Source organism: Vibrio sp. TH_r3, from assembly GCF_033101115.1.
Classification (GTDB): domain Bacteria; phylum Pseudomonadota; class Gammaproteobacteria; order Enterobacterales; family Vibrionaceae; genus Vibrio.
Window position 1 is genome coordinate 94,114 of the sequence record NZ_JAWMPW010000011.1, and the last position, 14,405, is coordinate 108,518.

Below are 14,405 nucleotides of genomic sequence, written 5' to 3' on the forward strand. Positions count from 1 at the left end.
AGCTGTAGCTGTAGCTGTAGCTGTAGCTGTAGCTGTAGCTTTTAGCCTTTAGCTTTCTGTTTGTTGCCATTGGTTCGCTTAGAACGTTGGTTATCCGTTCTAATATCTGGTTGACCTTTGGTGTGTTTAGTTGCAAATCTTTTAGCACCATGACGACCAGAACCTCGTCTCTGGGCTGGCGTTTTACTCGCAACATCTTCTGCTGGAACCAAACAGGTTTCTTTATCACCAATAAGATGCTTTTTGCCCATTTCAGTTAACGCTTGTCTCAGTAAAGGCCAATTTTCAGGATCATGGTAGCGTAGTAATGCTTTATGTAAACGACGCTGTTTTTCACCTTTAGCCACTGGCACGTCTTCGCGTTTCTTATATTTTACGCGTTTCAATGGATTTGTTTCAGAGTAATACATCGCTGTTGCATTACACATAGGAGAAGGGTAAAAGTTTTGTACTTGATCGCACTCGAAATCATTCGATTTTAACCACAACGCTAGGTTAAGCATATCTTCATCTTCTGTACCAGGATGAGCCGATATAAAGTAAGGAATTAGATACTGTTTCTTGCCTGCTTCAGCGCTGTACTTGAAGAACATCTCTTTAAACTGATCATATGTGCCCATACCGGGTTTCATCATTTTATCTAATGGCCCCTTTTCGGTATGTTCTGGTGCAATTTTCAGATAACCACCAACATGATGTGTGACTAATTCTCGCACATACTCTGGCGACTGAATCGCTAAATCATAACGAACACCTGAGGCGATCATTACTTTTTTAATGCCGTCTACTTTGCGAGCCGAACGATATAAATCAATCAATTCTTGGTGATTAGTATCTAACTTGCTGCATATTTTCGGGAACACACAAGAAGGGTGTCGGCAATTTCTCTCGGCCTTTGGATCGGAACAGCCTAGACGGTACATGTTGGCGGTTGGACCGCCAAGATCAGAAATCGTACCGGTAAAACCGGGGACTTTATCGCGTATTTCTTCTAGTTCCGTTAGGATCGATTCTTTAGAACGGTTTTGGATAATTCGACCTTCATGCTCAGTGATTGAACAAAATGAGCAACCACCAAAACAGCCCCGCATGATATTTACCGAGGTTTTTATCATGTCATAAGCAGGGATTTTAGCCTTTCCGTACATAGGATGTGGAACCCGAGCATAAGGTAAGGCAAAAACGTAATCCATTTCCTCTGTGGTAAGAGGGATTGGCGGTTGGTTAACCCAAAGCTCACGATCACCATGTTTTTGAATGAGTGCGCGTCCCGAATAAGGGTTAGTTTCCAAGTGCATAATGCGACTAGCATGAGCATATAGAATGCGATCATTTTTTAATTTTTCAAAAGGCGGTAACCTTACTGCGGTTGTTTTTGCATCATGTCGAGAAGGGCGAACGGTAATCGGTTGGCTTTTTACTTCAAGTTGCTCTTCTTTTATATCGTCACATTTTGTTTCGACTTCATAAGGGTTGATTGGTACGAACGCTCGACCTGGTTTTTCGATGCGTGAAGAGTCAACAATTTTGTATTGTTCTGGAGCAGCAGGTAAGTTTATGGCTGTACCACGTATAGCGGTCATCTCTTGTAATGTTTCACCATTAGCTAATCGGTGAGCCACTTCCACTAATGCGCGTTCTGCATTACCAAATAGTAGGATATCGGCTTTGGCATCGAATAATACGGAACGACGAACTTTGTCTGACCAATAATCATAATGAGCAATACGGCGTAAACTTGCTTCAATACCACCTAATACAATAGGTGTTTCTTTATATGCTTCGCGGCATCGCTGTGAATAAACAAGCGTGGCTCTATCCGGACGTTTGCCGCCTTCATTGTTGGGGGTATAAGCATCATCATGGCGTAGTTTACGATCAGCTGTGTATCGATTGATCATCGAATCCATGTTACCAGCAGTAATGCCAAAGAATAAATTGGGCTGGCCTAATGCCATAAACGCATCTTTGTTATGCCACTCTGGTTGAGCAATGATACCAACTCGAAAACCTTGTGCTTCTAATAAACGTCCAATAATGGCCATGCCAAAACTAGGGTGATCGACATAGGCATCACCAGTAACAATAATAATGTCACAGCTATCCCATCCGAGTGCATCCATCTCTTTTCTACTAGTAGGTAAAAATTGTGATGTGCCGTAACATTCTGCCCAATAAGGCTTTTGTTTGTGGATAGGAGTAATATCTTTACTGAGTTGTACGCTGTGCATTTTTTGACCTCTGATTTGGCTGGCGGGCATTATATCAGAACGATTGTTCTAGGCTAGGAGTTTTGTTGCTTGCTTATGTGTTATCATCCGCGGCTGAATTAATTTGAACAATATGATGAAATATATTATGACCGAATCTTTGCTTGCTTTGTTGGCTCCAATGCTTCTAGGCGCACAACTTGTTTTAACTTTAGTATTGGTTAAAGGTGAAATTTGTCCAGGACAGCGCGGTAGAGTACATAAATTACTACCTGCAATAGGCGTACTTTGGTTATCTATTGTTACAATTAAAATGAGCGCTTTTATTGTCGCTTGTGCCATTTTTTATTTTTTCTCTAAGGTTCAAATAAGTAAAACACGCAATCAGGGTCCTTTATGGGTTTTGTATTTGGCCGATTTATTAGCATTTTTATTTGTAGCAATGCAGGCGTTTGTATTGCCAACGGCCTTTGCATCTATTGAGTGGGTGCTACTCATTAGTTTATTAGGGGCTATTTTTGCTCAACTACTGTTACTAATCGCCCGTTCACGTTTGCAAGCATTTCACAGAGTTTTGCCGGTGATCGGTATTGTCAGTAGTATGAGTTTAGCCCTAGTCGTTGCTTTACACGTTATTGGTTTAGAGCAGGCAAGTATGGACAGCTTATATCAGACGATATTAATTGGGTTAGTCTGTTTACTTGTCGGTAGTGTCGTGTGGTGTTGGCACTTGGTTACTAGACATACAGTCAACAAAGTTCAGCTATCGATTAGCTTAACGTTGTTACTAGTGGCAGGGGTACAGTTATATCCACTAATCTCTTGGTCACAGCCACTATCATGAGTGTTACTTCTATCTGTATTTTTTCCAAGTATTATTTTTCTAAGTAGCAAGTAGCAAGTAGCAAGTAGCAAGTAGTAAGTGGCATGTAACGTTGGTTAGAACTTAGAACTTAGAACTTAGAACTTAGATTAGGAATGCGACCCTAGTTTGCTAGGGCATCTTTATCCCTTCTAAATTACTTTTACATTGAAGCCTTGCGGTATTGAAGAAGGCTTGTAAATAACTCCTATCGTGTTCAGAGTGACGAGTCGCAGCGAATAGTCGTCTCCATAAACCATTGCCTAATGGTTTACTAGTGATCAAACCTTGCCTAGAAAATTCATGAATCGCCCAATTAGGAATAACAGCCACGCCGAGTCCAGCAGAGACCATTTGAATCAACATTAATGTGTTGTCCGCTTTCTTCCATTTGATTGGCTCAACGCCAGCGGGTTGCATAAAGTGTTTATAGGCGTCTAAACGACTTTTATGGACAGGATAGGTGATCATTGTTTGATCTAGAAAATCCTCGGGTTGGATTTGTTGTTTATCGGCTAGAGGGTGATGAGTTGATGTAACCAAACACATTTCAAAGTCGAATAGTGCTTCGTAATGGACTTCTGACCGAGGCACGATATCTGATGTAATAACCAGATCAAGTTCTCCAGAGACTAGAGCGGGTATAGGTTCAAAGTCAAAACCTGAAATGAAATCTAGGCCAACACTGGGCCAGCTGAGTTGATATTCGCGTAATGCAGGCATTAGCCACTGAAAACAAGAATGGCAATCGATAGCCATATGTAATCGACCATCTACATCTTGTTTTAAATTAGATAATTTACTTTCGGCTACGGCAATTTTGTGCAGTATCTCATCAGCTAATTGAAGAAATATTTGTCCTTCAGCGGTGAATTTTACCGGACGAGTTTTTCTTAGAAACAGCTGCCCACCGATCCGTGATTCTAAATCCTTAATCTGGTGCGATAGCGCCGACTGGGTTAAGTGCAACGAGGTTGCTGTTGCGGTAAGTGACCCGGTATCTCGTAATGACGCAAGTGTTCGTAGGTGTTTTAATTCAATCATTAGTATTATTCATCAGTTGTGTCCTTACATTAATCTGTCTCATAAATTAACTGATTACACACGGATTGTAAACGTCTAGACGTCTATACTGGTACTTTTAGCAAAAAATATTAAATATTATTCGTAGCGCATAAAAAAGCCTTACTAACGATAGTAAGGCTTTGATTGCTAAATTTTCTATTTCCAATCGTTCAGAGTGAAGGTTAATGTGTGTTGATCGTTAGTCAGTGTCATAGTGTCATTAGTCAGTTCTATTTCACTCCAATCACTTAAAGATTGGGATAATGCCTTTTCGGTTCCCATAACATCGTTAATACACATTTTCATGGTCATCCCCATCTGCATGATACGGAATTTGTTATCGTCTAATTCTCCTTGACCAAAGAAATTGTTGCACCCTGCGTTGCCATTAGCCGTCATTTTTTCACCAATTTCTAAACGCGGAGGCTGCATATTACTTGGAGTAATAATCGATTCACCGTCAATTTGGACTAATTGCCAATTATGATGTTGCAGATCTTGCTCCGAAATGGTGCCGTTTTCGGTATTTCCTTGGGTGATATTCTGACAAGCAGCCAGTAATAAAGGTAAGCTAATCATAGTGATAACTTTTTTCATATAATGCTCCAAAACGAGAAAGTCTAATATTTTTTAAAAGTATAGACCGTAATAAGAGTGTGATGTCAGATAAAGGTAATTGTTTTGTTGATTATGTAAATTGTTATCAAAGCATTATGGAACTAATATAAAGTTAGTAATTGTAAAAAAGTCGTCTATTTTATGGAACAGTTAGAATTTTTTAGCGTGCCAAGTCCTTGTGTGGGAGTGTGCTCAGTAGATGAAAAAGGATACTGCAATGGTTGCATGCGTAAACGAGAAGAACGTTTTAATTGGTTAGATTTTACGCCAGCACAGCAACTTTATGTAATTAAATTATGCAGGCAACGTTATAGAAGAAAAGTATTGAAAGGTAAGAAAACCTTGCAAGCAGAAACAGATCAAGTATCCGTTCAACATGATCTTTTTACCGATAACTAATCATTTTACTAGTTACTAACTAATCAGGACAGGCACGTTATTTTAACTAACAATGAGCATAGGACACATGACAAAACGTAAGCAAGCTGACCTTTTTACCAACGAGTCTCAATCGATCGCTTCTCCTTGCGTTCGTCACTGTTGTTTGGATGACGATGATGTTTGCCTTGGTTGTAATAGAACATTGTCAGAAATACTCGGTTGGTCTGCATCAACTAATCAAAAAAAAGCTGAGATTTTAGCATGGGCTCAAGTTAGGAAAAATGGGCGAAAATATTCGTTTTGACATCGTCATTATGTTGTCGATTTCATCCACTGCTCTAACGTTATTTTGTATAAACAATGCTTGGCGAGTGGGTGATCTTCGCTAAGTTGAGGATGACTAAAATTTTTGTTGGTATTAATCATGCCTATTTTTTGCATAACTCTCCTTGAGGGCTGGTTGCTCACAGTTGTAAATGCGTACACTGCGGGCTGTTGTAATTGTTCAAAAGCAAATTTAAGTGCTTTTGTTGCGGCTTCTGGTGCATAGCCGTGTCCCCAATGATTTGCTGATAGCCTCCAACCTATTTCGATAAAGGGGCTTTCTGGGATAGCCTGATCTTGATAGTGTAAACCGACAAAACCAATAAACTCAGATGAAGATTTCAGTTCTAATGCCCAAAATCCCCATCCATTTTTATCTATAAGTCGACGGATTCTGTCTGCTAATTGGTTACTTTCTATTTCTGATAATATTGAAGGGAAGTACTTCATTACTTTAGAGTCGGAGGTCATTTTGGCGAATTCTTGATAATCAGACGGTTTCCATGCACGTAAGATTAAACGATTTGTTTTCAATTCAATGGCCACAATCACTCCTATAAAATTCTAATTTTTATATAAATTTGGGGGTTACATTATTTAAAATCGTTTAATGTAATCTGATAAGTTTTCAGTTTTCGCCATAATGATGTACGGCTAATATTTAGCTCCAGGCACATTTTACTCGGTTTACCTGAACAACGAATAGCAGAGCAGGTAATAGCATCTCGTTCTGTTTCAGCTAAGGTTTTCTTCGCTACTATTTCTGGTGTATGGCCTATTGTTTGTCTAACAGAGTCGGGAAGATCTCGTTCTAATATTTTTCTTCCGTTACCATAACTAAACGCTCGTTCTAGCACATTTCTCAACTCACGATTATTTCCTGGCCAGTGGTACTGAGATAATACCTTCATTGCATCGTTAGCAAGAGAAATGTTTTTGTTACTATTACCGCGTAAAAACTTTAGTGTCCTATTCGCTAGCACAGGAATATCATCAATACGTTGTCGTAGTGGAGGAATATAAATGTCGAATGATTGTAATTCATACATTAACTGGCGACCAAAGCGTTTTTCGTCTACGTACTGCGTGATATCTATATCTGAAGTAGCGATAACTCGGACATCAACAGGAAGAATTGTGTGATTAAGTCGATTAATGAGTCCAGTTTTTAACAGATGTAATAAGGCGGCTTGAATCTCTGCTGTTAAGCACTCAACATGCTCCAAAAATAGCGTTCCTCCACTGGCTAATTCAAATTTAGAAGGAAATGGATTCGCACTATTTGCATCAGAGCCGAGAAATTCAGTGTTCATTGATACTTGAGGAATAGCTTGGCAATTAATAGAAATAAATGCCTTGTTACTGCGATCACTGGCATTGTGAATTGCCTGAGCTAGGTCTGTTTTGCCTAACCCCTCTTCACCATGTAAAAAAACTGAACCACGGCCCTTTGCTGCATGTTGTGCAAGACGTATTACACGGTGCATCTCCTCCGATTGGTATTCTATATCTTCAAAAGTCAATCTTGCTTGATTCCCGACTTGATGATGAACTATCTGGCGAATATGTTCAATCGGATGCATGAGTACCATAGAAGTGTGTATCTCGCCATGTTCGTCTTTGACCAGACGTAACGAAATCCATAATGAAATAAGGCGTTGATTGATTTCTATGCTTGTTTCAAACATTGCTAGATCTTGTTTGGCAGCGATTGCATGTTTAATTTGTGGAGGTAGATTAATCACCGAATCAATTTCACAACCTAATACTTTGCTGCTTGTTAGACCTAATAGATTGCTTCCTTTACTATTTAAATAGTGAATTGTACCTTTTGAATCCCATGCTAAGACGCCTTCTTCTACGCCTTCTAGTAAGACATGAACTTCACTAAGATGCTGATTAGATTCACTTAAACAATAATCTGCATACAAATTAGTTCCAATTTCTTTAGAAGCTGAATAGATGAGGCCTAGAATAAAGTCACTTGCCGAATGAATCGGTAAGATCATTGCGATGGAGCCAAGAATACTGCCTTCATTGTTAAATAAAGGTGCTGCATAACATGCGAGTGAGTGAAGTGCTTGTTTAAAATGTTGGTAACCGACAGTTTGGGCAACTTTTGCTTGATGGATTGCAGTAGAAATAGCGGTATTGCCTAAAATATCTTCTCGCCAGTACACGCCATCAGTGAGTCCTAATTTAGTCAATTGTGTTTTCATGTACTGATCGCTGTACAACGATAAAGTGCAACCTGTTTCGTCGGTTAATAGTAAAGCACAATTTTTATTTTCTAAGAATTCATGGATATCTTCGATAACTGGAATGGCCATATCAATTAAACGTGCTTTCTTTTTTTTAATAGAGGAAAGGGTAACGCCTTTGGCATAGCTCAGTTGTGGCCAGTGATCGAAGCGTTGTCTGTGTTGGCACCGCAACCAATGTTCACGTAATTCTTGGTCAAATTCAGCCATTTCAAAGTCAGATTGACCTTGTGCAACAATCTTGTCCCAATATTTTTTAATTTGATGATCTCTTGTTAAGACGCTGTTACTTTCAAGTTGCATAAATTCGGTTTCCAGATAATGTCGACTTAGTTACGATAAAAACTTAACAATCTTTTCGATTCTTTTGCATCATGTTTATCTTGCTTGTGAGTAATTCAGCGCATTGCTAATTATCTTATATTTGGCTTAGTTAAATTTTGAACTTGGTCATAATAATGCTGTTTGAGGGCTATTTAAGTTTCAATTTGAAACTTAATGAATGAATAACTCGTTTCATATTGAATCATAAATTAAATTTTCTTATCCAAGTTTCTATTAGGTAAAGTAGGGCCAGAAAAATGATCGCACTATCAAGAATATAAGCGAATTAAAATTCAATGACCTTCTACGCCCTACAAGGATAAAACCATGAAAAAAATGATTAACGAGATTGATGATGTCATTATTGAAACGTTGCAAGGGATTGCTAAAGCTCATCCGGAATTAGATGTCAACATGGAGCCTATGTATATTGTGAATAAACAAGACAAGCCCAAAGTTGCTTTAGTTTCTGGTGGGGGCAGTGGCCACGAGCCCATGCATGGTGGTTTTGTCGGATTAGGGATGTTAGATGGTGCATGCCCTGGACAAATGTTTACGTCTCCTACACCTGATCAGATGTATGAATGTGGTCAGAAAGTAGATTCAGGGGAAGGCGTTCTATTTCTAGTGAAAAACTATACTGGCGATGTACTCAATTTCGAAACGGCGGTTGAATTATTGCATGACGATGGCATAAAAGTGCAAGCGGCGCTTATTGATGACGATGTTGCGGTTAAAGACAGTTTATATACTGCTGGTCGCCGTGGGGTTGCCGTAACCGTCCTTGCTGAGAAGATTCTTGGCGCAGCTGCTGAAAAAGGATATAGCTTAGAAAAATGTAATGAATTGGCCATTCGTATTGCAAATCGTGGACGTTCATTTGGTGTCGCACTCGATGCTTGTACTGTACCAGCAGCAGGAAAACCGAGTTTTGTATTAGCAGATGATGAAATTGAATTTGGTGTTGGTATTCACGGAGAACCGGGCATTAAACGCACTAAATTTACTAGTGGTGATGCAATTACAGCCGATATGATGGCTGAAATTCTTGATAATACGCCATATCAACGAATTGTACGTTCTTGGGATATTGACTCGGCAAGTTGGATTGAAGAAAACCGTACGACAGAAGCGTTGAACAAAGGCGATAAAGTGATTGTACTAGTCAACAGCTTAGGCAGTACTCCTCAATCTGAATTGTATTGCGTATATCGGAAAGTCGCGGAAATGCTGGAGCAACAAGGCATCACTATTGCGAGAAATCTTGTGGGAACTTATTGTAGTTCTATTGATATGCAAGGCTTATCTATTTCTGTTCTTAAAGTGGATGATGAAATGTTGTCTCTTTGGGATGCTCCAGTTAACACACCAGCGTTGCGCTGGGGAATATAAATTATAGGAGTTGATAATGGTTGTCACAAAGGAACACATTGTTGCTTGGTTGGAAGATTTAGCCGAAGTTTTTCAACAGAACCAAGATTTTCTTACCCAATTGGATCGTGAGATTGGTGATGCAGATCATGGGCTTAATATGAATCGTGGTTTTCGTAAAGTGATAGAACGTTTGCCTACTGTAGCGGACAAGGATATAGGCACCATTCTGAAAACAACAGGTATGACGTTGTTGTCAAGTATTGGTGGGGCTAGTGGGCCTTTATACGGTACGTTTTTTATTCGTGCCGCTTCCAGTGTAATGGCTAAAGAAGAGCTCACACTAAAAGATGTTACCGTAATGCTTAGTGATGCTTGTGAGGGTGTTCAAAAACGTGGGAAAGCCGTTATCGGCGATAAAACGATGATTGACGCTATGGTTCCAATGGTGGAATCACTAGAGCAGTCGCAATCAACATCTTTGCAGCAGGCTTTAGAGCACGCTTTACAAGCAGCGGAAAAAGGCATGAAGGACACCATACCTTTGGTTGCAAAAAAAGGGCGAGCGAGTTATCTCGGAGAACGTTCGGCCGGACATCAAGATCCAGGTGCAACGTCTACTTATTTGATAGTCAACTCATTGGTTAAAGCAGCGTTTTAACCTCTTCAGCAATTTTTCCGTAACTCTTTCAATGTTATTTAATCATTTAATGAGGTGGCAATTGCCACCTCTATGGTAGGTTATATTATGGTCAGTATTGTGATTGTGTCTCACAGTAAACAGCTTGCAGAAGGCGTATTAGAGCTTGCCCAACAGATGTCTCAGGGAAAAGTCGTCATGACGATCGCCGCAGGTGTTGACGATCCGGATAACCCAATAGGTACAGATGCGATTGCAATCATGACGGCCATCGACGAGGTTTTTTCTACTCAAGGTGTTTTAGTTTTGGTTGATATGGGGAGTGCGATTCTTAGTACCGATATGGCATTAGAGCTTCTAGAACCAGAGCAGGCCAATGTCGTCCACGTTTGTGCTGCCCCTTTAATTGAAGGAACAATGGCGGCCAGTGTCGCTGCGGCTGCAGGTATGCCGATGCAGCAAGTTATTGATGAGACCAATGGCGCGATTGTGGCTAAATATCAATTGTTACAGCAATCATCCGCACTCGCTGGCGCTATTGGTACTCCTGAACATTCAGAGTCTACTTCCATTACGTTGGAAGATTCTGATATTGAAGATGAGCAGGTATTGTCGTTTTCTTGGCAAGTACAAAATCCAAATGGGATTCATGCTCGTCCAGCTTCAGAGATTGTTACTTTAGCGTGTGATTATGAAGCAAAGACGTGGCTAGTAAATGGTGACAAAGTTGCTAATGCACGCAGCCTAAATAGTGTGGCTTTGTTGACTGCAAAACAAAATGATACCATAGCTTTTAAAGCTCAAGGTAAAGACGCGCAACAGGCTATAAATGCTTTTTCTAGTTTGGCTGAATCTCACTTTGGAGAGTCTTTAGAGCCAGCCTTAATTTCTCAACAAACCTCTAGTGATCATAAAGTTCCTCTAGCTAACGTTGAACCACAACAAGAGGGTTCAATGGTTGTAGGTATTGCCGCTTCTGATGGCATTAGCATCGCACCAGCACTGTGTTATAGAACGGTAATGCCACCCGTTCCGCAACGCGAGATTGGTGGGTTAGAGAGTGAAATGAACCATGTAACACGAGCACTTGAGGCCGCACATGTTGAATTACAAACTTTAATCAATGACGTTTCAACTAAAGTATCGGTGTCAGACGCTGAAATATTCAAAGCTCATCAGCAGATGCTTTCAGATCCTGAATTAATAAATCAAGTAAAAAATAACCTTATAGATAGCCAAGTTATCGCTGAAAAAGCATGGATCGACGCGATTAACCAAATGGCTGATGCTTACAACCAAACCGGCGATTCTTATCTTATGCAACGTGCCAACGACATTTTTGATATTGGTCGACGTGTTATGCAAATAATGGTAGGTGAACAGTCGTCGAATATCGTATTAGAACAAGCGAGTATTTTATTTGCTAGTGATCTATCGCCATCCGATACTGCTCAACTTGACCCCAGCTTAGTGAAAGGTTTGTGTCTTGAAAAAGGTGGCAATACATCTCATTCGGCCATTTTAGCGCGGAGTCTCGGTATTCCTGCAGTCGTTGGAGTTGATAGCATTTTAGAGCAAGTACAAGAAGGGTGTGAGGTGATCCTTGACGGATATAGAGGAACCATTTGCTTAAATCCAACCTGCACTCAATTAGAAGAGAATAGACAACAGATAACTGAAAATCTAGCAAAACAACAGCAAGATCAAGCAGTAGCACAGCTTCCGGCAGTTACGAAAGATGGCAAGTGTATCGAAGTCTTCGCTAATTTAGCAACATTAGAGGATGTAGATAAAGCGTTGGAAAATGGAGCAGAAGGGGTAGGGTTACTGAGAAGTGAGTTTTTGTTTATGGATTCAGCTCAACCACCAACCGAAGAGGAACAAGTTCGTTTCTATTCTAAAATAGCGCAGAGTTTCGAAGGTAAAACAGTCATAGTTCGCACACTCGATATTGGTGGTGATAAACCTCTACAATATTTACAGCAAAATAAAGAAGATAATCCATTTTTAGGGTGTCGTGGTATACGTTTATGTCTGAAAAATAGTGATGTATTTAAAACTCAACTTAAAGCCTTACTAAGGACTCGAGCGCAGTTTGACAATATTAAAATAATGTTTCCAATGATAGCAACAGTAGAAGAGTTACTCGATGCAAAATCAATGATAGCAGATATGCATCAACAGCTCACATTACAAGGACAGGCATCATTAATTCCTGCAATTGGTATTATGATAGAAGTGCCAGCTGCCGTGGTAAATGCAAAACATTTAGCACAGCATGTCGATTTTTTTAGCATAGGAACCAACGATTTAACGCAGTATGTTATGGCCGCGGATAGAGGAAATGAATCAGTTGCTTATCTAACATCAACTCACCAACCTGCAGTATTGAATATGATACAAACCGCGGTTAATGCGGCTCATTCTGAAAGTATTAGTGTTGGAGTGTGTGGGGAAATGGCAGGTGATCCGAGGTTAACGTCACTATTAGTTGGTCTTGGTGTTGATGAATTAAGTATGAGCTCTGTAAGAATTGCGGCAGTTAAAGCAAGGGTTCGAGCAACTAACTTAGCAACCTCTATAACATTAGCGGAAAATGTTTTAGTCTCGGCGACACTTGCAGAAGTCGATTTAAAAGTAAAATCAAACGAATAAATGATTATCGATAGTCGCGATAAATATTCGTTACCTCATTTAGTCACTACCAAATAGTGGTTAAATGGGGTAACTTAGTTGCATAAGTGAACCCAGTTAGAAGGTAAGTATGTTTGAAACCGTTGTAGGGATACTCTTTCCTGTTTTTGCGCTAGCTGCGGTTGGATTTTCGGTTGGAAAATGGATAAAACCAGATTTTGGGCCTATTAATCGTCTCAATATGGAAGTCTTTGTCCCCGCGATCGTTTTTTCATCCTTAGTTACCATGCCTCTTGATTCTTCTCAGATTCCATTATTAACAGCATCATTTATTGCGGTATTGCTACCTGGTATCTTAATTTGGCCTATTTGTCGTATCGCCAATTTAAAATATAAAACTTGGGCTCCACCTATAATGTTTCGTAATAGTGGAAACTTAGCGATTCCTTTATTTACTTATACATTTGGGGAGTCAGCACTAGCCTCGGCGGTACTATTGTTTGTTGTGTCCGCTTGTCTTCATGTTAGCGTAGGTTTGCTGTTACTTAGTGAAGGCAATCCATTTAAGCAAGTTGTTAAAATGCCGGTTTTTCTCGCTTCATTAATAGCGCTTAGTTTAAATTTAAGTGGAGTTGGGATCTGGAACCCATTATATGAAGCAACGGCATTATTAGGTCAAGCAGCTGTACCCGTTATGCTGGTGTCCTTAGGGTCGCAAATGTGTAATATACAATTGAGCGGATTGAGAATTGGTTTGGGTTGTACTTTATTATCAATTGCAGTTGGCGCGATATCGTTCGGTATGATTTATTATTTTGTGCCATTACCTACCTTACAGCTTCAAATGATGGTGTTGTTTACGATGCTTCCGCCTGCGGTAATGAACTTTATGTTTGCTGAACGGTTTAATGTTGAGCCTCAGAAAGTTGCGTCAATGGTTTTGTTTAGTAACTTTTTTTGTGTTCTAACCTTGCCACTTTTACTTACTTTTGCTCTATCTTATATAAAGTAAATCTTAGTATTTAGAATGTATTTATAGGAATGGTCGTGTGCTTTAGTTAACCATTAGGTTAGATTTATACACGAATAACGACTTTATTTGATTATGTATTGGGAGTGATAAACGAATGCAGTTTTCAACAAGAGTGTGGATGAAATATTCCTTGTTATCAGTACTAGTTCTTTTGTTAGGTGGATGCCTTGGTATGCCGGCTAAAGTCGAGCCAGTAATGGATTTTGAAGTAGAGAAATATATGGGGGAATGGCATGAGATTGCTCGATTAGACCATTCGTTTGAACGCGGCCTTACCCAAGTTAGTGCCGAATATACGTTACAAGAAAATGGACGAGTTGACGTAGTAAATAGGGGATATTTAGCCTCTAACGACGAATGGAAAGAAGCAGAAGGTAAAGCATACTTTGTCGACGCTCAAAATGAAGGATATTTGAAAGTATCATTTTTTGGACCATTTTATGGTTCATATGTTGTTTTTGAATTGGAATCAAATTATCAATACGCCTTTGTTTCTGGACCTGATACAGATTATCTATGGTTGCTATCCAGAACAAAAACAGTCAGTGATGAGGTATTAGCGAAGTTCAAGCGTATGGCGACAGAGCATGAGTTTGATATAAGTAAGCTTATTTATGTTGAGCAATAGACGTTTATGTTGTTTCTTTTTATAAGGACAGGCACCTTATGAAACAAACTAACC

12 protein-coding genes and 1 pseudogene are annotated in these 14,405 nt (G+C 39.7%); 8 read left to right on the top strand and 5 right to left on the bottom strand.

Translation table 11 applies throughout. The features are described 5' to 3' along the window. Positions 1 to 44: 44 nt before the first annotated feature. Positions 45 to 2,231: pseudogene (locus tag R3X26_RS11215) on the bottom strand (YgiQ family radical SAM protein); the annotation flags it as partial. A 127-nt stretch (positions 2,232 to 2,358) separates the two neighbouring features. Here R3X26_RS11215 and R3X26_RS11220 point away from each other — a divergent pair. Beyond that, entirely contained in the window at positions 2,359 to 3,054 is a 696-nt protein-coding gene (locus tag R3X26_RS11220) for a hypothetical protein (protein WP_317717402.1), read from the top strand. 150 nt (positions 3,055 to 3,204) lie between these two features. On the opposite strand, the gene R3X26_RS11225 is transcribed toward R3X26_RS11220, so the two are convergent. Both R3X26_RS11225 and R3X26_RS11230 read right to left on the bottom strand, forming a co-directional pair. Then, on the bottom strand, positions 3,205 to 4,116 hold the full coding sequence (locus R3X26_RS11225; RefSeq protein WP_317717403.1) for a LysR substrate-binding domain-containing protein: 912 nt from the start codon (positions 4,114 to 4,116) through the stop codon (positions 3,205 to 3,207). 177 nt (positions 4,117 to 4,293) lie between these two features. Beyond that, positions 4,294 to 4,734 (bottom strand): META domain-containing protein, encoded by a 441-nt coding sequence (locus tag R3X26_RS11230; protein WP_411572413.1) that lies wholly within the window; start codon positions 4,732 to 4,734, stop codon positions 4,294 to 4,296. Between the two features lie 162 nt (positions 4,735 to 4,896). On the opposite strand from R3X26_RS11230, the gene R3X26_RS11235 reads away from it, so the two are divergent. Both R3X26_RS11235 and R3X26_RS11240 read left to right on the top strand, forming a co-directional pair. After that, a complete protein-coding gene (locus tag R3X26_RS11235; RefSeq protein ID WP_317717405.1) occupies positions 4,897 to 5,154 on the top strand; it encodes a DUF1289 domain-containing protein in 258 nt (85 codons plus the stop codon). A 67-nt stretch (positions 5,155 to 5,221) separates the two neighbouring features. Next, entirely contained in the window at positions 5,222 to 5,440 is a 219-nt protein-coding gene (locus tag R3X26_RS11240; protein ID WP_317717406.1) for a DUF1289 domain-containing protein, read from the top strand. Between the two features lie 8 nt (positions 5,441 to 5,448). Here R3X26_RS11240 and R3X26_RS11245 read toward each other — a convergent pair whose 3' ends face one another. Together R3X26_RS11245 and dhaR are read right to left on the bottom strand one after the other, a co-directional pair. Next, the gene (locus R3X26_RS11245) at positions 5,449 to 6,006 is read right to left on the bottom strand and encodes a GNAT family N-acetyltransferase (RefSeq protein WP_411572414.1); all 558 of its coding nucleotides are present in this window, start codon (positions 6,004 to 6,006) and stop codon (positions 5,449 to 5,451) included. Positions 6,007 to 6,053: 47 nt separating this feature from the next. Beyond that, positions 6,054 to 8,024 carry a dihydroxyacetone kinase operon transcriptional regulator DhaR gene (dhaR, locus tag R3X26_RS11250; RefSeq protein WP_317717407.1) on the bottom strand — a complete coding sequence of 657 codons (1,971 nt, stop codon included), beginning with the start codon at positions 8,022 to 8,024 and terminating at the stop codon, positions 6,054 to 6,056. Positions 8,025 to 8,372: 348 nt separating this feature from the next. Here dhaR and dhaK point away from each other — a divergent pair, with 348 nt between their 5' ends. The 5 genes from dhaK to R3X26_RS11275 all read left to right on the top strand — a co-directional run bounded on the left by dhaK (position 8,373) and on the right by R3X26_RS11275 (position 14,351). After that, complete coding sequence (gene dhaK / locus R3X26_RS11255; RefSeq protein ID WP_317717408.1) at positions 8,373 to 9,437, top strand: dihydroxyacetone kinase subunit DhaK; 1,065 nt, start codon at positions 8,373 to 8,375, stop codon at positions 9,435 to 9,437. Positions 9,438 to 9,453: 16 nt separating this feature from the next. Next, complete coding sequence (gene dhaL, locus R3X26_RS11260) at positions 9,454 to 10,077, top strand: dihydroxyacetone kinase subunit DhaL (RefSeq protein ID WP_317717409.1); 624 nt, start codon at positions 9,454 to 9,456, stop codon at positions 10,075 to 10,077. A gap of 87 nt (positions 10,078 to 10,164) precedes the next feature. After that, the gene (gene ptsP / locus R3X26_RS11265) at positions 10,165 to 12,711 is read left to right on the top strand and encodes a phosphoenolpyruvate--protein phosphotransferase (RefSeq protein ID WP_317717410.1); all 2,547 of its coding nucleotides are present in this window, start codon (positions 10,165 to 10,167) and stop codon (positions 12,709 to 12,711) included. A gap of 109 nt (positions 12,712 to 12,820) precedes the next feature. After that, the gene (locus R3X26_RS11270; RefSeq protein ID WP_317717411.1) at positions 12,821 to 13,702 is read left to right on the top strand and encodes an AEC family transporter; all 882 of its coding nucleotides are present in this window, start codon (positions 12,821 to 12,823) and stop codon (positions 13,700 to 13,702) included. 139 nt (positions 13,703 to 13,841) lie between these two features. After that, positions 13,842 to 14,351: a lipocalin family protein gene (locus R3X26_RS11275; RefSeq protein ID WP_317717416.1), complete on the top strand. Its 510-nt coding sequence runs from the start codon at positions 13,842 to 13,844 to the stop codon at positions 14,349 to 14,351. Positions 14,352 to 14,405: the final 54 nt, after the last annotated feature.